The sequence below is a fragment of the Hymenobacter siberiensis genome, from assembly GCF_018967845.1.
In the GTDB taxonomy this organism is placed as follows: domain Bacteria; phylum Bacteroidota; class Bacteroidia; order Cytophagales; family Hymenobacteraceae; genus Hymenobacter; species Hymenobacter siberiensis.
Map to the genome: position 1 here is coordinate 2,528,135 of NZ_JAHLZZ010000001.1, position 23,506 is coordinate 2,551,640.

General features: G+C 61.6%; 17 protein-coding genes. 14 read left to right on the forward strand and 3 right to left on the reverse strand.

The window, feature by feature from the left end; genetic code table 11:
* Positions 1-28: 28 nt before the first annotated feature.
* From KQ661_RS10920 to KQ661_RS10930, 3 genes are all read right to left on the reverse strand, one after another.
* Positions 29-3,187 carry an efflux RND transporter permease subunit gene (locus KQ661_RS10920; RefSeq protein WP_216686419.1) on the reverse strand — a complete coding sequence of 1,053 codons (3,159 nt, stop codon included), beginning with the start codon at positions 3,185-3,187 and terminating at the stop codon, positions 29-31.
* A 144-nt stretch (positions 3,188-3,331) separates the two neighbouring features.
* Positions 3,332-4,297 (reverse strand): efflux RND transporter periplasmic adaptor subunit, encoded by a 966-nt coding sequence (locus tag KQ661_RS10925; RefSeq protein WP_216686420.1) that lies wholly within the window; start codon positions 4,295-4,297, stop codon positions 3,332-3,334.
* Between the two features lie 41 nt (positions 4,298-4,338).
* Entirely contained in the window at positions 4,339-5,742 is a 1,404-nt protein-coding gene (locus KQ661_RS10930) for a TolC family protein (RefSeq protein ID WP_216686421.1), read from the reverse strand.
* Positions 5,743-5,862: 120 nt separating this feature from the next.
* Between KQ661_RS10930 and KQ661_RS10935 the strand changes: the two genes are divergently transcribed.
* The 14 genes from KQ661_RS10935 to KQ661_RS11000 all read left to right on the forward strand — a co-directional run bounded on the left by KQ661_RS10935 (position 5,863) and on the right by KQ661_RS11000 (position 23,399).
* Positions 5,863-6,540 (forward strand): response regulator transcription factor, encoded by a 678-nt coding sequence (locus KQ661_RS10935; protein ID WP_216680654.1) that lies wholly within the window; start codon positions 5,863-5,865, stop codon positions 6,538-6,540.
* A 74-nt stretch (positions 6,541-6,614) separates the two neighbouring features.
* Positions 6,615-7,928 carry a sensor histidine kinase gene (locus tag KQ661_RS10940; RefSeq protein ID WP_216686422.1) on the forward strand — a complete coding sequence of 438 codons (1,314 nt, stop codon included), beginning with the start codon at positions 6,615-6,617 and terminating at the stop codon, positions 7,926-7,928.
* A gap of 88 nt (positions 7,929-8,016) precedes the next feature.
* A complete protein-coding gene (locus KQ661_RS10945; protein ID WP_216680656.1) occupies positions 8,017-8,427 on the forward strand; it encodes a PepSY-like domain-containing protein in 411 nt (136 codons plus the stop codon).
* Between the two features lie 200 nt (positions 8,428-8,627).
* Complete coding sequence (locus tag KQ661_RS10950; RefSeq protein WP_216680657.1) at positions 8,628-9,443, forward strand: SDR family oxidoreductase; 816 nt, start codon at positions 8,628-8,630, stop codon at positions 9,441-9,443.
* Positions 9,444-9,527: 84 nt separating this feature from the next.
* Positions 9,528-12,164: an MGH1-like glycoside hydrolase domain-containing protein gene (locus tag KQ661_RS10955; protein ID WP_216680658.1), complete on the forward strand. Its 2,637-nt coding sequence runs from the start codon at positions 9,528-9,530 to the stop codon at positions 12,162-12,164.
* Between the two features lie 99 nt (positions 12,165-12,263).
* Positions 12,264-12,890: a cyclase family protein gene (locus KQ661_RS10960; protein ID WP_216680659.1), complete on the forward strand. Its 627-nt coding sequence runs from the start codon at positions 12,264-12,266 to the stop codon at positions 12,888-12,890.
* 149 nt (positions 12,891-13,039) lie between these two features.
* Positions 13,040-13,522: a DUF6799 domain-containing protein gene (locus KQ661_RS10965; protein ID WP_216680660.1), complete on the forward strand. Its 483-nt coding sequence runs from the start codon at positions 13,040-13,042 to the stop codon at positions 13,520-13,522.
* A gap of 26 nt (positions 13,523-13,548) precedes the next feature.
* Complete coding sequence (locus KQ661_RS10970; RefSeq protein WP_216686423.1) at positions 13,549-15,675, forward strand: WG repeat-containing protein; 2,127 nt, start codon at positions 13,549-13,551, stop codon at positions 15,673-15,675.
* Positions 15,676-15,886: 211 nt separating this feature from the next.
* Entirely contained in the window at positions 15,887-17,359 is a 1,473-nt protein-coding gene (locus KQ661_RS10975; RefSeq protein ID WP_235726962.1) for a CoA-acylating methylmalonate-semialdehyde dehydrogenase, read from the forward strand.
* A gap of 114 nt (positions 17,360-17,473) precedes the next feature.
* Complete coding sequence (locus tag KQ661_RS22850) at positions 17,474-17,629, forward strand: GIY-YIG nuclease family protein (protein ID WP_317196094.1); 156 nt, start codon at positions 17,474-17,476, stop codon at positions 17,627-17,629.
* 214 nt (positions 17,630-17,843) lie between these two features.
* Complete coding sequence (locus KQ661_RS10985) at positions 17,844-19,196, forward strand: aminotransferase class III-fold pyridoxal phosphate-dependent enzyme (RefSeq protein ID WP_216686424.1); 1,353 nt, start codon at positions 17,844-17,846, stop codon at positions 19,194-19,196.
* A 237-nt stretch (positions 19,197-19,433) separates the two neighbouring features.
* Positions 19,434-20,807 (forward strand): dihydropyrimidinase, encoded by a 1,374-nt coding sequence (hydA, locus tag KQ661_RS10990; RefSeq protein ID WP_216680663.1) that lies wholly within the window; start codon positions 19,434-19,436, stop codon positions 20,805-20,807.
* A 212-nt stretch (positions 20,808-21,019) separates the two neighbouring features.
* Positions 21,020-21,886, forward strand: a complete 867-nt coding sequence (locus KQ661_RS10995; RefSeq protein WP_226915522.1) for a nitrilase-related carbon-nitrogen hydrolase — start codon at positions 21,020-21,022, stop codon at positions 21,884-21,886.
* 187 nt (positions 21,887-22,073) lie between these two features.
* Entirely contained in the window at positions 22,074-23,399 is a 1,326-nt protein-coding gene (locus KQ661_RS11000; protein WP_216680664.1) for an FAD-dependent oxidoreductase, read from the forward strand.
* The last annotated feature ends 107 nt before the right edge of the window (positions 23,400-23,506 follow it).

Genomic DNA, 23,506 nt, shown 5'->3' on the forward strand with positions numbered 1-23,506 from the left:
CGCCAGCGCGCTCGTCATAAGTTAAAGCTTATGCTACGAGGGGAGCGGCCTTCTGCTGGTAGCTCAGCCGCAGCAGGCTGGGCAGCACCAGCAGCAGCAGGGGCAAGGCCAGCAGCAACCCACCAATTACGGCAATGGCCAGCGGCTGGTGCAGCTGCGCGCCCGCCCCAATGCCGAGGGCCAGCGGGGCCAGCGCCGCGATGGCCGAGAGGGCCGTCATCAGCTTGGGCCGCAGGCGGGCCGCGATGGCGTAGCCCACGGCCTGCTCCACGGGGTTGCCCTCGGCCAGCACCTCGAAAAACTGCTGGAAGGTGAAAATAGCATTCTCGCCAATGATGCCCACCACCATAATCAGGCCGGTGTAGGAACCCACGTTCAGCGGCGTATTGGTGAGGTACAGCGCCAGCGAGCCGCCGGCCGGCCCCAGAATGGCAATAAGCAGAATCAGGCCCGCCGCTTTCAAATCCCGAAACAGAAACAGCGCCACCGCAAATACCAGCAAACACGCCGTGCCCAGAATGGTAAGCAGCTCCTGAAACGACTGCTGCTGCTCGGCATACGAGCCGCCGTACTGGATGAAGTAGCCGGGCGGCAGCGGCACGTCGCGCTCCAGCTTCTGGCGGATTTCGGCCATGGCCCCGCCCAGGTCGCGGCCATCGAGGCGGGCCGTAACGGCGGTCATGGCCTGGAGGTTTTCGCGTTCCAGCTCGGCGTCGCCGGGCGTCACGCGCACCGTGGCCAGCTCGTCGAGGCGGTGGCGCTGGCCGTTGGGCAGGAACACCGGCTCGGCGCGCATCTGGGCCAGGGTGGCCTGGGTGGCGTTGGGGTAGCGCATCCGGATGTTGAGCAATTGCTCGCCTTCGAGCACGTTGCCGGCTACGGTGCCGGCCAGGTGGGTTTGCAGCTGGGTCTGGAAATCGGTGGCCGTGAGGCCATACTGGGCCAGGCGGCGCGGGTCGGGCCGCACGTCGATGGCCGGGCCCATCCGCACGATGCCGTCGAACACATCGGCGGTGCCGGCCACGCCTTCTACCACTTTGGTTACCTGGTTGGCCAGGGCGTAGCGCTTGGTGGCATCGGGGCCGAAAACCTTTATTTCGATGGGCTGCACGGTGCTCATGAGGTCGCCCAGCATGTCGCCGATAACCTGGCCGAAGTCGATGGTGAGGGCCGGCTGAGTCGCCTCAATTTTGGTGCGGATGTCGGAAATGACTTCCTCGGTGGTGCGCTTACGGTTTGTTTTCAGGCGGATGAGGTAGTCGCCCCGGTTGGGCTCGGTGATGAAAAAGCCCATCTGGGTGCCGGTGCGGCGCGAGTAGCTGGCCACTTCCGGGACGCGTACAATGAGCTTTTCGGCCTGGCGCAGCATGCGGTCGGTTTCCTCGATGCTAGTGCCGGGCGGCGAGTTGTAGTCGAGCACAATGGCGCCTTCGTCCATATCGGGCAGGAAGCCGGTGGCCAGGCGCGGAATAATGAGCACCATGCTGCCAATGAGCACCAGAATGCCGATGATGGAGTAAGCCGGGTGCCGGATAACAGCCTTCACCCAAGGGATTTCGTGGTGGGTGGAAGCGGGTTTGCTCGTCACTTCCGGAGCCGCAGGCGTGGCGGCCAGAGCGTGCGTCTCGTCGGCGAAGTAGGTGTCGCTTTCAGGCGATTGGTCCGCCGCCGGGTAGCCGGGCGAAACAGTTACTACGTCGGCCTTGCGGCTGCGGCTCAGCAGCAGATAAATCACCGGCAGCCCCAGCCAGGCCACCAGAAACGAGCACACCAGCGCCACTACCATCGTAGTAGCCAGTACCTTAAAATACGCCCCCGCCACGCCGCCCAGCAGCGCAAACGGCAGGAAAATCACAATTGTGCTCAGGCTCGACCCAATAAGCGCCGGCAAAAGATGGTCTACCGACTTGCGCACCACCTCGCCGGGTGTAATGCCGGGGTGCTCCTCGCCCACGCGGTGCAGCTGCTCCACCATCACCACAGCATCGTCAATCATGAGGCCGATGGCAGCGGCGATGGCCCCCAGCGTCATAATATTAAACGAGTAGCCCAGACCGAAATACAGCACCGCGATGGTGAGGGCCAGCGCCACCGGAATGGCCCCCAGAATCGTCATCGTGGCCCGGAAGGAGCGCAGAAACAGGGCCGTAACCACGAGGGCCAGCGCCAGGCCAATCCACAGCGCGTCCTGTACCGACTTCACTACTTCGGCCACAAAATCGGCCTGGTCATAGTACGGTGCCATGCGCACACCACTTGGCAGGCCCGATTTCAGGGCCGCTACTTTGGCTTTCACGCCATCGGAAACGAGCACCACGTTGGCATCGGGCTGGCGCAGGATGGAAACGAGCACGGCATCGGAGCCGTTGGCGTTGATGCGGGTGTATTCGGGCTGTTCGCCCAGGCCCACGGTGGCCACGTCGGCCAGGCGCACAATGCGGCGGCCGTCGTTGCGGAGAACGATGTTTTCGAGGTCTTCCTTCTGGATGATGGTGGCGTCTGTCACCGTGAGGTAGAGGCGACGGTAGTCGCTCAGGTAGCCGTTGCTCTGTACGAAATTGGTGGCCGTCAATGACTTGGTTATGTCGTCGGGCCCCAGGCCGAGGGCGGCCAGCTGGTCAGGCAGCAGCTGCACCTGGTATTCCTTGGTGCGTCCGCCCTGGATTTGCACCGACGACACGCCATCGACCTGCGACAAAAACGGCTTAATGGTATAGAGCGCCAGCTTGCGCAGCTCCAGCGCCGAGCGGCCCGGCGCTTCCAGCGTGTAGCCCATCACCGGTAGAATGGCCGGGTTCATGCGCTCTACGGAGATGTTGACGTTGGGCGGCAGGTCGCCCCGAATCTGGTTCAGGCGCGACTCAATCAGCGTCTGGCTCTTGGCCACGTCCACGCCCCAGTCCAGAAACGCCGAGATTTCGCAGCTGCCCCGGCTGGTGGTGCTGCGCAGCAGCTTCAGCCCCGGCACCCGCTTAATGGCGTCTTCCATGGGCTTGGTCACGGTCACCATCATGCGGTCCACAGGCTCCAAGCCGTTCTCGGCAATCACCTTCACCTTCGGAAACGTCACCTCCGGAAACAGCGCCACGTTGATGCGCCGGTAAGCCACCGTGCCCAGGGCCAGGGCCAGCGCCAGCAGCACCGCTATGGGGGCTTTGTAGGCTTGAAAGATTGAGCGGTTGGGCATGGGTTGTGATATTATCGAAAACCAGAGAACGTCATGTCGAGCGTAGCCGAGACATCTCGCGTGGGGTAGTAATCAAATCGTTGAAAAAGGAGTAGTGGCGGCACGCGAGATGCTTCGACTGCGCTCAGCATGACGTTCTTTTGCTTACTCCTGCTCTGCCGCCACTGGCCGCGTCACCTTCACAGCCGCCGTATCATCCAGCCCAAAGTTGCCGCTGAGCAGAATTTTGTCCTTCGGATTAAAAGCAGGCGACCTGATTTCGATGTGGTCTTTTTCCTGCGCGCCCACTTTCACCGGCACTTTCACGGCCGTCGAATCATTGAGTAGCCTCATCACCCAAAACTTGGTTTGCGTTTCGTCGGTGAGTACGGCACCGCGCGGCAGGGTGCTGGCCAGGTGCGGCGCGGCCTTATCGATTTCAACCTGCACGGCCAGGTTTTCGGGCAAATCCGGAAAGGTGCCCACCGGGCGAATGGTGTAGCGCTGGGTCTGAATGCTCACGTCGGCGGTGGCCAGCACCTCGGCCACGCGGCCGTTCAGGATGCGGCCATCGGGCAGGAAAATGCGGCAGCTCTGGCCGGTATGCACGTAGCGCAGCTGGGTAACGGGCACATCGAGAATAAACCCGAAACGACTGCGGTCGTACGTGAGGCCGAGCTGCTCGCCGTCCTGCACGTAGTCGCCGGCCAGCTTATCCACGGTGGCCAGGATGCCCGCTCGCCCCGATTTTATCGGAATAATGCCACTGAATTTCAGGCGCGGGTCGCCAGTAAGCTTATCCAGATGCAGGGTTCGCGATTCCTTGGTTTGGATGGTGAACACCGTTTGGCCGGCGCGCACTAGCTGGCCCACCACGGGCGTAGGCGGTAGCACGTAGCCGGTGGTGGTGGCCCGCAGCGCATCCTTGGCCGGAAAGGCCGATACGGCGCTCAGGCGCAATACGTCCGTCAGCGTATCCGTCTGAATGGTGCCAATGGTAACCAGCGCTCGGGGCTTCACGGCGGGCTCATCTCTACCGTCGGCGGGTGGGGCGTCGCCGGCGCCGGCCGGGTCTTTCGAGCCGCAGGCCGCGAGGAAGGGGAGGAGCAGGAGAAATCGAAGAAGGTTCATGGAGTAAAATAATGTAGCGTGGACTCGCAGAGTCCACGCTACTACTGCTCGGCCAGGTAATCGAGCGCGAACCGGCTCCTTAATTGGTCGGTCTGGGCCTGCGTCAGGCTAAACTGTAAGGTTCGGTAGCTGGTCACTAGGTTGAGGTAGTCCAGGATGGCCACGTCGCCCGTGGCCAGCTGCTGGCGGGCGGCCCCCACCAGCGCATCGGCCACCCGCAGCTGCTCCCGAATGCGGCCCAGCAGCGCGTCCGACGCCCGAATCAGGCCTTCGAGCTGCTCGTACTGCTGCCGCCGCTGCACCGTGATGAACTGGCGATAGCCGCTGCGGCTGCGCTCGCTCAGCTCGATGCGCTGGTATTGCAGCTGGCGCTGGTGGCCATCGAAAATGGGCACACTCAGCTGCAGGCCACCCCCGATGCCCAGGCTATGGGCCAGCGCCACCGGCAGGTACGACGAAGATTGCAGGCCCGCATCCACCACGGCACTCACTTTGGGGCGGTAGTTGGCATCCACGGCGCGGCGGTCGAGCAGCAGGCGCAGGCTATCGAGCGTGTATTGGCGCTGGGCAGGGGCCAGCAGGCCGGCCAGCGGGCGGTGGGTGGGTGGGTTCGGCGCTTCAATGGTGACAAAAGCCGTGTCGGCCACGCCGGCCAGGGCGCGCAGGGTGCCCAGCTCGCGGCGGTAGGCCAGCAGGTTCTGCTCCACGGTCACCTCCTGGGTGCGCACCGAAAGGTAGAAGCTCAGGTACTGCGTTTGCTTGAAAATGCCGCCGTTCACCAGCTGGCGCAGCATCTCATCCTGCCGGCGCAGCTGGGTGAGCAGCGTGCGACTGAAGCGGAGCTGGGTTTCGGCGGCGTAGGCCGTCAGGAACTGGTCGGTGATGTTGCGGCGCAAATCCAGGGCCGAGAGGCGGCCGGTATTGCGCAGCAACTGGCCCTGGTTGGCAATCAGTTGGTAGTCGTTCTGGAGCTGGAAGCGGTTGAGGATGGGCTTGACGGCTTGGGCGAAGGCCGCGTAGTTGCCGCCGTTGGAAATGGCGTTGTCGTAGCCCAGCACGCTTTCGCCCTGGCTGTTGGTAATCGAAGGATAGTAGAGCGCCGAGCCAATGCCGCCTACCTGCACGCCGTTCTGGCGGGCCCGCACGAGGCTGTCGAGGCGGTTCTGGCGCACCTGGTTGGCGGTTTCGTGCAACAGCGGGCTGCTTTGGCGGGCCACCAGCAGGAACTCATCGAGGCGGCGGGGGCTGGCGGGCACGGCGGGCACGGCCGGCGGGGGGGCGAGCACGGCCGGCGGGGGGGCGAGCACGGCCGGGCCGGTCTCGGCACGGGCCGCGCCGGCAAACAGCGTTGGCAGGCCACTCAGGGCCAGGCACCACATCAGGCAGGAAAAACGAGCAAACAACAGACGGGGGAGGATGATAAGCGCCACAAAGCTGCGGGGCAATTCTGAAGAAAATCGGCCACTTGCCGGGCTAAAGCCCCTCATACGGACAACCTCACAGAAGATATACAAACTTTGGCCCTTCCTTCGCGGCCAGGCCGTCATTCCTTTGGCCCCCAGCTCATGAAAATTCTCCTTGTTGAAGACGAAGCGGCCCTGCGCACGGCCCTGCTGGCCTCGCTGAAGCAGGCGGGCTACCTGGCCGAAGCCGCGGCCGACTACGCCCAGGCCCACGAAAGAATCATGCTCTATCAGTATGATTGCATCCTGCTCGACCTGACCCTGCCCGATGGCTCCGGGCTCGACCTGCTCCGCGCCCTCAAAGCCGGGGGCTCGCCGACCGGCGTGCTCATCATCACGGCCCGCGATGCGCTCGACGACAAAATCGCGGGCCTCGACCTCGGGGCCGACGACTACCTCATCAAGCCATTTCACCTTTCCGAGCTCAATGCTCGGGTGCGGGCTATTATCCGTCGCCGCCAGTTCAACGGCCAGCAGCAAATCGTGTTCCGCGACCTGCTGGTGCTGCCCGAGCTGGCCGAAGTGCACGTGCGCGGCGAGCTCATCACCCTCACCCGCAAGGAGTACGACTTGCTGCTGTACCTGCTCGCCAACCCCGGCCGGGTGCTCACTAAGGAAGCCATTGCCGAGCACCTCTGCGGCGATGCCGTGGACGCGGCCGACTCGTTCGACTTCATCTACACCCACCTCAAAAACCTGCGCAAAAAGCTCCAGGAAAAAGGGGCCGACAATTATATCCGCACCATGTACGGCGTGGGCTACAAGCTGAGCCACGAGTAGCCGACGATGAAAATATTCCCTCCTTGGTAAGGAGGAGAGTGGCCCGTTCTACCCCCGTTCCCTCGCTTCTTCGCATGAATCTCCTCAACGCCACTACGCGCTACTACTTGTTACTGGCTCTGCTTGTGTTTGTGGGGGGCAGCCTGGGCCTGTACTACGGCATCAACTGGGCGCTGCGCACGGAGGTGGGCGAGCAGCTGGCCGACCGCCGCCAGGAGCTGCTGGCCAAAGCCCGCGCCAACGAACTGCCGCCCGTGGACCAGCTGGCCGTGCTGCTCGACATCAGCCGCATGCCCCGCCCGCTGGGCTTCCGCGATACGATACTGCTCGACCGGACCGAGAATGTGCTGGTGCCGCACCGGCAGCTCACGTTTCCGCTCACGGTGCGCGGCGAGGGGCCGGTGTGGGTATCGTTGCGCAAGTCGCTGGTGGAGGCCGAAGACTTGCTGGGCGTCGTATCGGCCCTGATGCTGAGCGTGCTGGCCCTGCTGCTTGGCGGAATGGTGGCGCTGAACCGGTGGCTGTCGGCCCGGCTCTGGGCGCCCTTCCGGCATACGCTGGCGGCCCTGCGCCAGTACGACTTGCAGCAGCACCGGCCCCTGGCGCTGCCCGCGCCCCCGGTGGCTGAATTTGCTGAGCTCAACCAGGCGTTGAACGGCTTTAGTCAGCGCCTGGTGGCTGATTATGAGAGCCTGCGGGAGTTCACGGCCAATGCCGCCCACGAAACCCAGACGCCCCTGGCCATCATGCAGGCCCAGCTGGAGCAGCTGCTGCAAGTGCCCGCCCTGGCCGAAGACCCCGCCGTGGCGCCGCTCGTGGCCGACCTTTACGGGGCTACGCTGCGCCTCTCGCGCCTGCACCAGGCCCTGAGCCTGCTCAGTAAAATCGAAAACCGGCAGTTTGCCCAGGCTCAGCCCGTGCGCCTCGACCAGCTGCTGGCCGAGAAAATGGCCCAGCTCGAACCCCTTTTTGAAGCCCGCAAGCTGCACTACGGCCTCGATAGCAGCGTGCCCGTGGTGGTGCAGATGCACCCCGGCCTGGCCGATTCCCTGCTGCAAAACCTGTTGCAGAATGCCGTGAAGCACAACGTGCGCGGCGGCCAGCTGGCCGTTTACCTGTCGAACACTGAGTTGAAAGTGACCAACTCCGGCCCGACCGTGGAGGGCGACCCGGCCCGGTTCTTCGAGCGTTTCCGCAAGCACAACGCTGCTTCTGAGTCGCCGGGCCTGGGCCTGAGCATTGTGCAGCAAATATGCGGCTACTACGGCTTTGGGGTTACGTATTCGGTGGCGGAGGAAGGCACCTGCCATACCCTGCGCGTGGTGCTGAAACCGGGCGCCGAAGCCCTGCCGCAAAATGCTGAAATCAGTTTGGTGGCTACAGAATAGTCCCAGAATGGCTGTGTAAGTTTGGATAGAAGCTTATTCACCAAAACCCTTCTGCAAACCATTGAAAAATGGATTTTTAACTCTTGCCATGGCCGTGCTTACCGCCGGTGCCGCCCAGGCCCAGAAAGTGGCTGCCGCGCAGGTGCCGGCCGCCGCCACCGCCACGTTCAAAAAAGTCTTCCCCACCGTGAAAGCCGTGAAGTGGGAGAAGGAGGGAGCCGACTACGAAGCCGGTTTCGACATGGGCAAAGCCGAGATGTCGGCCGTCATCACCGCCGCCGGCGTGCTCATGGAAACCGAGACGGAAATGCCCGAGGCCCAATTGCCCGCCCCGGTGCAAAAATCCCTGGCGATGAACTACAAAACCGCCAAAATCACGGAAGCCGCCAAAGTCGTGACTGCCGCTACCGGCACCACTACCTACGAAGCAGAAGTGACCCAGAACGGCAAGCACCGCGACGTGCTTTTCAACGCCGACGGCACCGAGGTAAAGAAATAGCCCGGTTGCCAAGTAGTGCCACACCACAGCCCGGTTGCCTTTGCGGCGGCCGGGCTGTTTTTATGCAGAATAAACCCCGCCGGATGGGGCGCGTATGCCAATGGTGAACTCTTCGGCAGCCCGGCTATCCTCATAGAAAGCACAGGTTGCGCCAGTAGCATTGCCTTTTCAATCCTCTCCCCACCAACCCCTTTTTCCGCATGGCCACTCCCGACCCCCGGCGTCTCGCCAATCAAATTGCCCTCGTCACGGGGGCCAGTTCCGGCATTGGCGTGGCCGTGGCCAAGGGCCTGGCCGCCCACGGTGCCAAGGTAGTGGTGAACTATGCCCACAACCAGGAAGGGGCCAATTCTACCGTGGCCGCCATCGAGGCAGCCGGCGGTACGGCCCTGGCCATCAAGGCCGACGTGAGCCAGGAAGCCGAGGTGCAGGCCATGTTCAAGCAGGCCATCGAGCACTTCGGCACCATTCATATTGTGGTGGCCAATTCCGGTATTCAGCAGGATTCGGCTTTCATCGACATGACCCTGGCCCAGTGGCAGAAGGTGATTGACGTGAACCTGACCGGCCAGTTCCTGTGCTTGCGCGAGGCCGCCCGCGAGTTTATCCGGCGCGGCGTGCAGCCCGAAATTTCGAAAGCGGCCGGCAAAATCATCTGCATGAGCTCGGTGCACGAAGTCATTCCGTGGGCCGGGCACGTGAACTACGCGGCCAGCAAGGGCGGCATTATGCAGCTCATGAAAAGCGTGGCCCAGGAGCTGGCCCCGCATAAAATCCGGGCCAACAGCATCGGGCCGGGCGCCATTGCCACGCCCATCAACCTCACGGCCCGCGATACCCCCGAGGAGGAAAAAGCCCTGCTCACCCTCATCCCCTACAACCGCGTGGGCGACCCCGACGACGTGGGCAACCTCGCCGCCTGGCTGGCTTCGGACGAAGCCGACTACATCACCGGCCAAACCATTTTTATGGACGGCGGCATGACCCTGTACCCGGGGTTCACGGAGGGCGGTTGAGGAAGTTTTGAGGGTTGAATGAGCCTTCAGGCACCGTTCAAACCTCAATTCAACCATCAACATTCAAAACTCAACCCTTCAAACATGAACCCCGAACAAACCCGCCTCGCCGAAGCCAACGCCGGCACCAAGCCCTGGCGCAGGTTTGGCCCCTACGTGGCCGACCGGCAGTGGGGCACCGTGCGCGAAGACTACAGCGCCAACGGCGACGCCTGGGACTTCACCACCCACGACCAGGCCCGCAGCCGTGCCTACCGCTGGGGCGAAGAAGCCCTGGCGGGTTTCTGCGACGACGAGCAGCGCCTCTGCTTCGGCCTGGGCCTCTGGAACGGGCAGGATGCGATACTGAAAGAGCGCCTGTTTGGGCTGAGCGGGCCGGAGGGCAACCACGGCGAAGACGTGAAAGAGGTCTATTACTACCTCGATGCCACGCCCACGCACTCCTACCAGCGCATGCTGTATAAGTACCCGCAGCACGCTTTCCCCTACGAGTGGCTGGTGCAGGAAAACGCCCGCCGCGACCGCAGCAAGCCGGAATTCGAGCTGATGGACACCGCCATTTTCCTCGAAAATTGCTACTTCGACGTGTTCGTGGAATTCGCCAAGGCCGATGCCGAGGACGTGCTCATTCAGCTCACCATTATCAACCGCGGCCCGGCCGAGGCGAAGCTGCACCTGCTGCCGCAGCTCTGGTTTCGCAATACATGGGCCTGGGGCGAAGACGCTTACCGGCCCCACCTGGCCGCCACGCCCGACAACAACATCCACGCCGAGCACCGCGATTTGGGCGCATTCATCCTTTACTGCGACGAAGCGCCCAGCCTGCTTTTCTGCGAAAATGCCACCAACAACGGCCGCCTCTACAACGCGCCTTCCAACGAGCTTTTTTTCAAGGATGGCATCAATGATTACCTGCTCCACGGCCAGACCAACGCCGTGAACCCCGCCCGCACCGGCACCAAAGCCGCCGCCCACTACGAGCTGGCCATAGCACCGGGCGCTACCCGCCTGGTGCGCCTGCGCCTGGCCGCCCCGGAGCTGCAAAATCCCTTCGCCGATTTCGACCAGACCCTGAAGCTGCGCCTGGCCGAAGCCGACCAGTTTTACCAGGCCCTGCAATGCGACCTGGCCAGCGCCGATGCCCGCCTGGTGCAGCGCCAGGCCTTCGCCGGCATGCTCTGGAGCAAGCAGTTCTATTATTACGACGTGGCCCGCTGGCTGGCCGGCGACCCCGCCCTGCCGCCCCCGCCGCCGGAGCGCCTCGACGGCCGCAACGGCACCGGCTGGACGCACCTCAACAACCAGCACGTCATCTCGATGCCCGATACCTGGGAATACCCCTGGTACGCGGCCTGGGACCTGGCCTTTCACTGCCTGCCGCTGGCCCAGCTCGATGCGCAATTTGCCAAGGACCAGCTGCTGCTGCTGTGCCGCGACTGGTACATGCACCCCAACGGCCAGCTGCCCGCCTACGAGTGGAAGCTGAGCGACGTGAACCCGCCCGTGCACGCCTACGCCACCTGGCGCGTGTTCAAAATGGACCAGAAAGCCCACGGCGGCCACGGCGACGTGAAGTTTCTGGAAACCATCTTCCACCGCCTGCTCATCAATTTTACCTGGTGGGTGAACCGCAAGGACCGCGACGGACGCAATATTTTCGAGGGCGGCTTTCTGGGGCTGGATAATATTGGGGTGTTCGACCGCTCGGCCCCGCTGCCCTTCGGCGGCTTCCTGGAGCAGGCCGACGGCACCGCCTGGGTGGCCATGTACGCGCTCAATATGATGCGCATCGCCCTGCAGCTCAGCCAGACCAACCCGGTGTACCAGGACTTGGCCAGCAAGTTCTTCGAGCATTTCCTGTACATCGCCGAGGCCATGACCAACGTGGCCAACGAGCATATGGACCTCTGGGACGACGAAGACGAGTTTTACTACGATGCCTTGAACACGCCCGACCGCGGCCATGAGCTACTGAAAGTGCGCAGCCTGGTGGGCCTGATTCCGCTTTTTGCCGTGGAGGTGATTGACGAGGATTTGCTGGCCGGCGCACCGGAGTTTCTGGCCCGCATGAACTGGTTTCTCGATAACCGGCCCGTGCTGGCTTCGCTGGTGTCGCGCTGGCAGGAGCCCGGTAAGGGAGCCCGCCACCTGCTTTCGCTGTTGCGCGGCCACCGCGTGAAGCGGTTATTAGCCAGAATGTTGGATGAGGCCGAATTCCTCTCGCCCTACGGCATCCGCAGCCTGTCGCGCTACCATCTGGACCACCCATATATCTTCCGGGGCACCGAAACCCGGTTCACCGTCGACTACGAGCCGGCCGAGTCGCAGACCAGCCTCTTTGGGGGCAACAGCAACTGGCGCGGCCCCGTGTGGATGCCCATGAACTTCCTGCTCATCGAGTCGCTGCAACGCTTCCACCACTACTACGGCGATGATTTCAAGGTGGAATACCCCACCAATTCCGGCCAGACCGTTACCCTGCTCGAAGTAGCCGACGCCCTCACCCAGCGCCTCACCCAGCTCTTCCTGCGCGACCCCGAAACCGGCCGCCGCACCTGCTTCGGCGACGACAAGCAGCTGCAAAACGACCCGAATTTCCGCGACTACCTCTGGTTTCACGAATACTTTAACGGCGAGAACGGCCACGGCCTCGGAGCCAGCCACCAAACGGGCTGGACTGGGCTGATTGCGAAGCTGTTGCAGCCGAGAAGCGGGGTGTAGTCGAAGAAGGGGGGAGCCGAAACAGAAAGACCGTCATGCAGAGCGCAGCGAAGCATGACGGTCTTGTTCCTTCACTTTCACACAATTCCACATCCAATTATGCCTATCCCTTTCCCCTGGCTCGACGCCACTACGCCCATCCACGACGGCATGGTGCACTGGCCCGATAACGCCCCTGTCCACGTCAAAAAAACGCTCAGCATTGCCACCGGCGCGGCGGCCAACGTCACCGAAGTGTCGATGAGCGCCCACACTGGCACCCACGTCGATGCGCCGCTGCACTTCACCGCCCACGCCGGCGACAGCACCACGCTGGACCTGGCCCGCCTGATGGGCCCGGCCCGCGTCGTAGCCATCACCAACCCCAAAAGCATCAGCCTGGCCGAAGTGCAGCACTTGGAAATTGAGCCCGGAGCCCGCCTGCTGTTCCGCACCCGCATGTCGGATTCGGAGTGGAACGCCATGCCTTTTCAGCCCGATTTTGTAGCGCTGGACGGCGATGCGGCCGCTTTTCTGCGCGATGCGGGCGTGGTTTGCGTGGGGGTCGACTACCTGTCCGTAGGCAAAGCCGATGCCCACCACGCCCTGCTTGATGCCGGAATTTGCGTGATTGAGGGGTTGGCTTTGCAGCACATCGCGCCTGGCGATTACGAGATGCTGTGCCTGCCGCTGAAAATTGTGGACAGCGACGGCGCGCCCGCCCGCGTGCTGTTGCGCCCTCAGTAACAGCCCGAAACCAGTGCGGCTAGCTTCGCCAGGGCAGTAGCCCCGTGCAGAATATTGGTGCCCGAAGCAGCCTGGCTTCGTATTTGACGTATACGGCCTGCCGCCGGCCTCCGGGCCGTGCGGCTTCGTCCATTCAGGGTACTTCGCTTATGTTTTCGCGCATCTTCCGGCTTTGCTGGGCCACTACCAGCCTGCTGGCACTACACGGGCCGGCGCACGCCCAGCAAACGCCCAACAACGACGGCTTCCAGCGCCGCAACGGCCAGATGCAGGTGGTGCGCAACGGCCAGCCCCGCCCCATGACCCGCGACGCCCACCTGCCCACCGGCGCTACCGTCACCAAAGACGGCTTCGTGGTGAGCCCCACCGGCCAGCGCACCGAGCTGCGCGAGGGCCAGGGCTGCGACCTGCGCGGCCGCCCCGTAGTCATGCGCACCGCCGCCAACGGCGCGCTGTCTTTGGGCTCCGCCTCGGCTCCGGCCTCCGCTGGCAGCACCCGTGCGGTGCCCGAAGCGGCTCCTTCGCTATTAGACCAGCTATTTGGCTCGGATAACGAGGAAGGCTCCGGAAAAATAAAGTTTAAGAAGCACAAAAAGCACCATGGCAAAGGCCACGGCCACGGCGACGACTAGCGGCCAGCCGCCCATTTCAGTATTTCATGGTTCATTGTTTTCTCGCTTCTCCTTTTATTGATGTGGTCCGCGCCGGGCAGTTTGCAGCCCTGCAAGCCACGCTGCTAGCCAGCCCCGGCCCCGATACCCTGCTGCTGGGCAACCTGGTGCTAGCCGACGGCACCGCCCCGCTCGATGCCGTGGTGGTGCGCCCGCACAGCATCACCGTGCTGGTATTTGCGCCCCGTGGCGGCCGGCTCAGCATTCCCGCGCTAGGCTACGGCCGCTGGCAGCTCAATGGCGTGGCCCTCTCCGGTCCCGATGATTTCGACAATCCTTTCGAGCAGTTTCGGGAGCAGAAAGCGGCGCTGGCCGGTTGGCTCCAGCCGCGTTTCACCCCCGGGCAGGCCGATTTGAATGGCGTTTCCGGCCTCGTGCTCTTTGATGCGCTGGTTGAATTCGGCCCCGACGTAGAAGCCGCTCTCTCTGAAGCCCCGGCCGGGTTCCGCATTGCCACTAGCCCGGCCGACGTATCCGTTCTTTTACGCGACTTAGGTACGCCTGAAATCAACCTAACGGCCGCTGATATAACCGAGTGGGCCGCCGAATGGGCCGCCTTCGTGGCCAAGCCCGCCGCCCCCGAAAGTGCAGGCATGGCCAGCGAGCCGGCCAGCGCCACCCAGGCACAAGACCTGGCCCAGATGGCCACCAGCGGCAGCACCTTTCTGGGCCAGAAGGCGCGCGCCCTCTGGGGCTGGCTCGGGGCCAATGACGTGCCCGACGATGACCTACCCTACGGCTATACCGCCACCCTGAGCGCCCGCAATGAGGAAAAACAGCAGCTCGAACAGCTGCGCCAGCAAATGCAGGCCGACCTCAGCACCCAGCTTCAGGCCCTGGAAGCCCGCGAAGCCGAGCGCGAGCGCAGCATTGCCCAGCTTCGCACCGAGCTGGCCCAGGCCCCTCCCGTAGCGGCCAAGGCCACGGCCCTCGTGTCACGCCTCGGGGCCGAAACCCGTGAAAAAGCCGCCCTCGAAGCCGAAATGCAGGCATCCCGCGACGAGCTGGCCGCCCGCAACCAGGAGCTGGATGCCAAGATTCAGCAGCTCAGTCAGCTAATCGGCCAGTTGAACGCCAGTCCGATTGCCAGCGCCTCTGCAGCTGCTGCGCCTGCTGCCGCAGTGTCGCCAGCGCCTGCTGCCGCGGTCCCCGTTACCGCTGCGCTGCCCGCCGCTGAGAACGTTGTAGAGAGCCGGAATGCCCCGGTTGCCCCGGCGATTGCCGCGGCTCCGTCGGGCATTTCAGCAGCTCCGGTTTCGGTTGGTGCGGCCCCCGTGGCAGCTCTGCCAACTGCGACTGCTGTGCGGCCATCATTGGCCGAGGGGCAGCCAGCCGTTTCCCTTGCCAATCGCCTTGCGCACCTGCGCACCCAGGCGCATGCCGCCGCCGAAGTACTGCGGCCCCGGCTGCGGCAGGCGTGGGAGTGGGGGCAAAGCCAGCCCCGCGCCATGTTGGCAGCGGCCGGTGTGGCCGTGCTCGGCCTGGGCATCTGGGGTCTGAGCCATGCGGGCAGCGCGCCGCCCGTGCCCTTCCAGGAAAACGGCCGCTGGGGCTACGCCGACGCCAGCGGCCAGCCGGTAATTCCGGCCCAGTTCACGGCTGCCAGCCCATTTGAGAAAGGGCAGGCCGTAGTGGCGAAAGACGGCGCGTATGGCTTCGTGGATGAAAAAGGCAAGGAGATAATTCCCGCCGCCTACGACGCCCTCAATCCCTACGTCGGCGGCTACGCCCGCGCCCGGGTGGGCGATGCCTACACTTTCATCGACGAAGACGGCCAGGAATTCGACCATTATTATTTTAACGCCCTCGACTTCGCCGAAGGCCGCGCCGCCGTGCTCGACCACCGGGGCTGGCACTACATCAGCGGCCCCACCGAGCCCGATACGCCGCCCATCGCCTTAAAAGAAGCGTACTCATTTGCCGAAGGCCTGGCCCGCGTGAAGCTGCCTGATGGTTACACCTTTATCACCGCTGATTATCTCGCCGACCCCGGCCAGGGCACCAAACCCTTCGGCCGCTATCAGCAGGCCACTGACTTTGCCAACGGCCAGGCCCGCGTGAAACAAGCCGGCCGCAGCTTCACTATCAACAAGGACGGTGAGGAAATAAAGTGAAATAATCACTCCCGAAGCAGCTAAAATATTCAGGCGCAGGCAGGCTACCATTGGTGGTCTTCCTGCGCCTGGTTACTTTAGGCGGATTTTCCGGGTTAAATAGGTGGCTGAATGTGAGCTACTTTGAAAATAATTTCTTCGGAAACGATTGCGGAATTACTCCATATCCCACAAAACCCTTAGCTTGCACCCCGCTTAACATTAAGGTAACATGGAAGTTCAAACATTGAAGTATCCGGCCATTCGCAACTATGTGGCGGGCCAGTCGGTAGAAAGTGCCTCTACGCCCACCATGGACGTATTCAGCCCCCTCAACGGGCAGTTGATTTCCACGTTGCCACTCAGCAATGCCGCCGCGCTCGATGCCGCCGTGCAGGCCGCCAAGGCCGCCTTTCCTTCGTGGTCGGCCACCCCGATTAAGGAGCGGGTTCAGATTTTTTATCGCTATAAAACTCTGCTGGAGCGCGATATGAAAGCCCTGGCCGACCTCGTGCGTGAGGAAAACGGCAAGACCTATGATGAGGCCCGCGCCGAAGTCGAGAAAGCCATCGAGCTGACTGAGTTTGCCTGCTCCATGCCCCAGCTCATCCAGGGCGAATTCCTGGAAGTGAGCAAGGGCGTGGAAGCCCGCGCCGAGCGCAAGCCGCTGGGCGTGGTGGCCAGCATCGCCCCGTTCAATTTCCCCAACATGGTCCCCCACTGGACCATTCCGAACGCCCTGGTCCTCGGCAATACCATGATTCTGAAGCCCTCGGAGCAAGTGCCCCTGAGCGCCGTAAAAATCGCCGAGCTGCTGAAAGAAGCCGGCCTGCCCGACGGCGTGCTGAACGTAGTGAACGGCGACAAGGAAATCGTGGAAGCCATCTGCGACCACCCCGATATCCAGGCCGTGAGCTTCGTAGGCTCCACCAAAATCGCCAAAGTCGTCTACATCCGCGCCACCAGCAACCTGAAGCGCTGCGTAGCCCTAGGCGGCGCCAAAAACCACCTGATGGTGTTGCCCGACGCCCACCCCGAAATGACGGCCTCGAACGTGGCCGCCAGCATGTCGGGTTGCGCGGGCCAGCGCTGCATGGCCGGCTCCACCATGGTAGGCGTGGGGGCGATTGATGGCATCGTGGCTAAAATCGTGGAAGAAGCCCGCAAGATTGTGGCCGGCCAGAACCTCGGCTCGGTCATCAGCAAAGAAGCCAAGGAACGCATCGAACAGCACATCGCCGAAGCCGAAGCCGCCGGCGCCAAAGTCCTGCTCGACGGCCGCAACGCCGTAGTGCCCGGCCACGAAGACGGCTACTACGTGGGTGCCACCGTCATCGACTATGTGACGCCCGACATGCGCATCGCCCAGGAAGAAGTCTTCGGCCCGGTCCTCGCCATCATGCGCACCAACACGCTGGACGAGGCCCTGGCCATCGAAAACGCCAACCCCTACGGCAACGCCGCCGCCGTTTTCACCAGCAGCGGCAGCAGCGCCCGCTACGTAATGGACCACGCCCAGGCCGGCATGATTGGCGTGAACATCGGCGTGCCCGTGCCGAGGGAGCCGTTTTCGTTTGGGGGCTGGGGCGACTCGAAATTTGGCGCTTGCGATATCACCGGGAAGAGCTCGATTGAGTTTTGGACGCAGCTCAAGAAGACCACGACGAAGTGGAACCCGGAGTCGCGGGTGAACTGGATGAGCTAAAAAACAACGTCATGCCGAGCGCAGCCGAGGCATCTCGCGTGCAGCAGTAAACCAATCCGTTCAACGATTTCGAGCGAGATGCCTCGGCTGCGCTCGGCATGACGTCCTGATGAGATGAGCTTCTACGTTTACATCCTCATCAACCCGGCCCGGACGGTGCTCTATACCGGCGTTACCAACAACCTGGAGCGCCGCCTTTACGAGCATGGTGAGGGCTTAGGGGAGTGGGGCAAATTCACGGGACGCTACCAGTGTAATTTGCTCATCTAGTTTGAAATAAGTCTTGATGCAACCCAAGCAATTGCGCGTGAAAAGCAAATCAAAAACTGGAGCCGCGCCAAAAAGGAATTTCTAATCAATACGCTTAATCCCAATTGGGGACCGATAGATTTACAAACCTGGCGCGGCTGATATTGCCCACAACGACAGCACGCGAGATGCCTCGGCTGCGCTCGGCATGACGTTCAAATAGAACCAACGAAAAATGGAAACCACCCTCGCCCCCGACCCCACGCAAATCCTGCACGACAACCTCGACCACACGCTCTTCTCGTGGTCGAAGCAAACGGGCCTGAACCCCATCAACGCCGAGCGTGCCGAAGGCGTGTACGTGTACGACCGCGACGGCAAGCGCTATATCGACTTCTCGGCCCAGCTCATGAACGTGAACATCGGGCACGGCGACCAGCGCGTGACCGAAGCCGTAGCCGCCCAGATGCGCGAGCTGAGCTACGTGTATCCCGGCATGATTACCAAAACGCGCGGCGATTTGGGCAAGAAATTGGCCGAAATTACCGCGCCCAACCTCACCAAAGCGTTTTTCACGCTGGGCGGGGCCGAGGCCATTGAAAACGCCATCAAGCTGGCGCGGGTGTACACCGGTCGCCACAAGATTGTGACGCTGTATCAGTCGTTTCACGGGGCCAGCTACGGGGCCATGAGCGCCGGCGGCGACCCGCGCAAATTTGCCGTGGATAGCCAGGCCATGCCGGGCGTAGTGCACGTCGAAAACCCGTATTCCTACCGCTGCCCCTGGTACTCCGACTCGCCTGAGCAGTGCGCCCAGCGCGCCGCCGATGCCATGGAGCGCATTATCGGCTACGAGAACCCGGGCAGCGTGGCGGCCATTATTCTGGAAGGCGAGTCGGGCACATCGGGCTGCATTAAGTACCCGCCGGGCTACTGGACGCGCATCCGCGAAATCTGCGACAAGCACGGCATTTTGCTCATTGCTGATGAAGTGATGTCGGGCTTCGGGCGCACCGGCAAGTGGTTCGGCTCGGACCACCACGGGGTGAAAGTCGATGTGATGTGCATGGCCAAGGGCATCACCGCCGGCTACCTGCCCCTGGGCGCGGTGATGGTGGACGAGAAAATCGCCAAATCTTTCGACGACAAGCCCCTGCCGCTGGGCCTCACGTATTCGGCGCACCCGGTTTCCTGCGCTGCCGCCGTGGCCGTGCTCGATATTTATGAGTCGGACAACCTCATCGAAAACACCATTGAGATGGGTGAATACATGGACCAGCAAGTAGCCCAGCTCAAGCGCCATCACCCCAGCATCGGCGACTGGCGCAACACCGGCCTCTTCGGCTGCCTCGAGCTGGTGAAAAACCGCGACACCAAGGAGCCCATGGCCCCCTGGAACGCCACGCCCGCCCAAATGGACATCATGAACCAGATAGCCGCCAAAATCCGCGAGCTGGGCATGTACACCTTCGTGCGCTGGAGCTACATCTTTATCTGCCCCCCGCTCACCATTACCAAGGAGGAAATTGACGAAGGGTTGGCTATTATTTCGGAAGCCCTCAGCATCGCTGATAAGTACGTGCATTAGCACTGGCGCGAGTTTAGCGAAGCGTAACTCGTGCCCAGCCATGAGGTGGAGGCTGTGCCTCCACTGTCGCGCCAGCGGCAATTCGGAACCGCGCCGGTAGCGTCGTTCCGATGCCGCGACACTGATAATCCAGAACCGCGCCGGTAGCGTCGTTCTGATGCGAGGCACAGCCTCGCCCGAATCATCGGCACGAGTTACGCTTCGCTAAACTCGCGCCAGTAATACATTCAAAAGTCAATGTCCATTCTCCTCAAAAACGGCCGCGTCGTCACCGCCGATTCGGACGCCGTCTGCGATATTCTGATTGAAGGCGAAATCATCGTTTCCATTGGCCGCAATTTGTCGGCTGAAGGGGCGGAGGTGATTGACTGCACCGGCAAGCTCATCATGCCCGGCGGCATCGACCCGCACGTGCACCTGGAAATGCCCTTCATGGGCACGTTTTCGTCCGATACCTACGAAACCGGCACCCGCGCCGCCCTGCACGGCGGCACCACCACCGTCATCGACTTCATTCTGCAAAAGCAGGGCAGCTCGCTGCGCTCGGCCTTCGAGGAGTGGAGCGGCCGCGCCACCGGGAACGCCGTGGGCGACTACAGCTTCCACATGGCCGTGACGGATTTCAACCCCGATACCAAGGAGGAAATCAAGGACATGATTGCCGAGGGCATCACCTCTTTCAAGACCTTCATGGCCTACAAGGGCGCGCTCATGATTGACGACGCGCAGATGGTGGGCCTGATGCAGGAAGTGAAAAAGCACGGCGGCCTCGTGACCGCCCACGCCACTAACGGCGACATGATTGACACGCTCATCGCCCAGCACCGGGCGGCCGGCAAGCTCACCCCGCTCTACCACTACCTCTCGCAGCCCGAAGTGACGGAGGCCGAAGCATCGGGCCGCTTCGCCGACATCGCCAACTACACGGGCGTGAACGCCTATATCGTGCACCTCACCTGCGAGGGTGCCCTCAACCAGGTACGCCGCGCCACCGAGCGCAACCAGCGCGTGCTGGTCGAAACCTGCATCCAATATCTGCTGCTCGACGCCTCGCTGTATGAGGACGAGGCCAATGGGGCGAAGTGGGTGATGTCGCCGCCGCTACGCGAGAAAAAGGACCAGGCCACCCTCTGGGCCGGCATCAACCAGGGCCTCGTGAACGTGGTGGGCACCGACCACTGCCCTTTTACGTGGGAGCAGAAGCTGATGGGTAAGGACGACTTTTCAAAAATACCAAACGGCCACCCCGCCATTGAGCACCGCATGGAATTGCTGTTTTCCGAAGGCGTGAATAAGGGTCGGATTACGCCGCAGAAATTCGTGGAAATTACCTCCACCAACGCTGCCAAAATATTCGGCATGTTTCCCCGCAAAGGCACCATCAGTATCGGAGCCGATGCAGATTTGGTGATTTTTGACTCTGATAAAAAGCATAAAATCTCGGCTGAAACGCACCACATGAATTGCGACTATTCCGGCTACGAAGGCTGGGAGCTGACCGGTAAAATAGACACGGTTTTGCTGCGCGGCAAAGTAGCCGTTGATGCTGGCGAAACGAAAGTTTCGAAAGGCTACGGGCAGTTCATCAAGCGTGGCAAAACAAATATTTAGAACGAAATAATCAGCCCGTCATTCCGAGCATTCTGCGCATTCTGCGCATTAAGCAGAGTCCGAGGAGTCTCGCGTGTGGTAGTAATCAAATCGTAGCAACGTCATGGATTAGTGTAAGCACGCGAGATTCCTCGGACTCTGCTTAATGCGCAGAATGCTCGGAATGACGGGCTAATTCAACAGTCAAAACTCAAAACTCAACCCTCCCACAGATGCCCAGAATAATCAAATCCGGCCTCATCCAGATGAGCCTGCCGATGACCGAAGGCGAAGGCACGATTGCCGAAATCATGCAGGCCATGGAAGCCAAGCACATTCCGCTCATTGAGGAAGCCGGCCGCCAGGGCGTGCAGATTCTCTGCTTGCAGGAAATTTTCAATACCCCGTATTTCTGCCCCGGCCAGGATAAAGCCTGGTACGCCTCGGCCGAATCGGTGCCCGGCCCGACGACGGACCGCATGGCTGAGTACGCCAAGAAATACAACATGGTGATGATTGTGCCCGTGTATGAGCGCGAGCAGGCCGGTTTTCTCTACAACACCGCCGCCGTGATTGATGCCGATGGCACCTACCTAGGCAAATACCGCAAAAACCACATTCCCCACACCACCGGCTTCTGGGAGAAATTCTTCTTCAAGCCCGGCAATCTGGGCTACCCCGTTTTCCAGACCAAATACGCTAAAGTGGGCGTGTATATCTGCTATGACCGGCACTTCCCTGACGGTGCCCGCATCCTGGGCCTGAACGGGGCCGAAATCGTGTACAACCCCTCGGCCACCGTGGCAGGCCTCTCGCAGTACCTCTGGAAGCTGGAGCAACCCGCCCACGCGGCCGCCAACGGCTATTTCATGGGCTGCATCAACCGCGTTGGTGAGGAGAAGCCCTGGAACCTGGGCCGCTTCTACGGCACCAGCTATTTCGTGGACCCGCGCGGCCAGATTATCGCGCAGGCCGACGAGTACAAGGACGAATTGCTCATCGCCGAATTCGACCTCGATATGATTGAGGAAGTGCGCAATACCTGGCAGTTTTTTCGCGACCGTCGCCCCGAAACCTACGAGAAACTGGTGGAGCTGTAGGCTACGTCCGCATACCAGAACGTCATGCTGAGCGCAGTTGAAGCACCTCGCTCGCATCGTTCAACAGTTCGCCTCACCCCCGGCCCCTCTCCGAAAAGGAGAGGGGAGCCGGACGAAGCGGTAGGGATGCTTCGACTGCGCTCAGCATGACGTTCCATTTTCTTCATATTCGAATTTATCCGCCCATATGGCCGAATTTTTTACCCCTACCACCGAGCAGGAATTCGCGGAAAATTTCGCGCAGTTAAAGCCGGTGATGAACCGTACTGAGGCGCTTTACGAAAGCTCCCGCTGCCTGTTTTGCTTCGATGCGCCGTGCATTAAAGCGTGCCCGTCGGGAATTGATATTCCACAGTTTATTCGCCAGATAAATTCGGGTAATGATACCGGCGCAGCGCGCACCATTTACGAGGCTAACTACTTCGGTAATGCCTGCGGCAAAGTGTGCCCGACGGAAGTGCTGTGCGAAGGTGCCTGCGTATACAACCTGCAGGAAGTGAAGCCGATTGAGATTGGCCGCCTCCAGAGCTACGCTACTACCAAGGTGATTAAGAGCGGCGAAAAGCTGTTCGGTCCCGGCGCGGATAATGGGAAGAAAGTGGCCGTGATTGGAGCTGGCCCGGCTGGTATATCTGCCGCTTGCGAATTGCGTTCACTAGGCTACACGGTCGATGTTTTTGAAGCCAAAGCGCAGCCTTCGGGCCTGACGGTATACGGTGTCGCACCCTATAAAATTACCAACGAAGAAACGCTGGCTGAAATGGCTTATTTGCAGGCGCAATTCGGCTACAATACCCACTTTAATTCGCCGATAAAATCGCGTGATGAGCTGGAGAAGCTGGAGCAGAAATACGATGCTGTTTTTCTCGGAATTGGCCTTGGTAAAACCAACGAATTAGGTTTGCCCGGTGAGGATAAAATCAATTGTACGGGTGCCGTTGAATTTATCGCTGAATTGCGCCAGCACCATCACGAAGTTGCGGTGGGCCGCAAGGTGATTGTGTTGGGTGGCGGCAACACTGCCATGGATGCCGCTTCGGAATCGTCGCGTTTGGGTGCAGAAACGGTGCTGCTGGCCTACCGCCGTGCCAAGGAGGAAATGGGGGCTTACGAGTTCGAGTACGACCTGGCCAAAGGCGTGGGGGTGAAAGGTTTGTTCAACGTGGCTCCAATCGAAATTACGGGCAACGGCTACGTGGCGGGCGTGAAATTTATTCGCACCGAAACCAGTGATGGCAAGGTGTTGGAAATTGCCGGCTCTGAGTTTGTGGAACCCTGCGACATGGTGATTAAAGCCACCGGTCAGGCTAAGCAGACGGAGTTCTTGGGCCTGATTCCCGGCCTGAAACTGGATGGTAAGGGCCGCATCATCGCCAATGCCCACACCGGCCAGACGTCGAACCCGAAGTATTTCGCCTCCGGCGATGCCTGGAATGGCGGCGCCGAAGTAGTGAACGCGGCGGCCGAGGCGAAGCTCACGGCGCGGGGTATTCACGCTTACCTGAGCAAGTAATTTTTCTTCGAACATAAAAGGGCGTCATGCCGAGCGCAGCCGAGGCCTCTCGCGTGCAGCAGTAATCAAGTCCTTGCAACGAAGCACGCGAGAGGCCTCGGCTGCGC

Excerpts from the sequence above, each read along its gene's own strand:
- KQ661_RS10920 (WP_216686419.1), bottom strand. The coding sequence starts at position 3,187 with ATGCCCAACCGCTCAATCTTTCAAGCCTACAAAGCCCCCATAGCGGTG.
- KQ661_RS10925 (WP_216686420.1), bottom strand. The coding sequence starts at position 4,297 with ATGAACCTTCTTCGATTTCTCCTGCTCCTCCCCTTCCTCGCGGCCTGC.
- KQ661_RS10935 (WP_216680654.1), top strand. The coding sequence starts at position 5,863 with ATGAAAATTCTCCTTGTTGAAGACGAAGCGGCCCTGCGCACGGCCCTG.
- KQ661_RS10940 (WP_216686422.1), top strand. The coding sequence starts at position 6,615 with ATGAATCTCCTCAACGCCACTACGCGCTACTACTTGTTACTGGCTCTG.
- KQ661_RS10945 (WP_216680656.1), top strand. The coding sequence starts at position 8,017 with ATGGCCGTGCTTACCGCCGGTGCCGCCCAGGCCCAGAAAGTGGCTGCC.
- KQ661_RS10950 (WP_216680657.1), top strand. The coding sequence starts at position 8,628 with ATGGCCACTCCCGACCCCCGGCGTCTCGCCAATCAAATTGCCCTCGTC.
- KQ661_RS10955 (WP_216680658.1), top strand. The coding sequence starts at position 9,528 with ATGAACCCCGAACAAACCCGCCTCGCCGAAGCCAACGCCGGCACCAAG.
- KQ661_RS10960 (WP_216680659.1), top strand. The coding sequence starts at position 12,264 with ATGCCTATCCCTTTCCCCTGGCTCGACGCCACTACGCCCATCCACGAC.
- KQ661_RS10965 (WP_216680660.1), top strand. The coding sequence starts at position 13,040 with ATGTTTTCGCGCATCTTCCGGCTTTGCTGGGCCACTACCAGCCTGCTG.
- KQ661_RS10970 (WP_216686423.1), top strand. The coding sequence starts at position 13,549 with ATGGTTCATTGTTTTCTCGCTTCTCCTTTTATTGATGTGGTCCGCGCC.
- KQ661_RS10975 (WP_235726962.1), top strand. The coding sequence starts at position 15,887 with ATGGAAGTTCAAACATTGAAGTATCCGGCCATTCGCAACTATGTGGCG.
- KQ661_RS22850 (WP_317196094.1), top strand. The coding sequence starts at position 17,474 with ATGAGCTTCTACGTTTACATCCTCATCAACCCGGCCCGGACGGTGCTC.
- KQ661_RS10985 (WP_216686424.1), top strand. The coding sequence starts at position 17,844 with ATGGAAACCACCCTCGCCCCCGACCCCACGCAAATCCTGCACGACAAC.
- hydA (WP_216680663.1), top strand. The coding sequence starts at position 19,434 with ATGTCCATTCTCCTCAAAAACGGCCGCGTCGTCACCGCCGATTCGGAC.
- KQ661_RS10995 (WP_226915522.1), top strand. The coding sequence starts at position 21,020 with ATGCCCAGAATAATCAAATCCGGCCTCATCCAGATGAGCCTGCCGATG.
- KQ661_RS11000 (WP_216680664.1), top strand. The coding sequence starts at position 22,074 with ATGGCCGAATTTTTTACCCCTACCACCGAGCAGGAATTCGCGGAAAAT.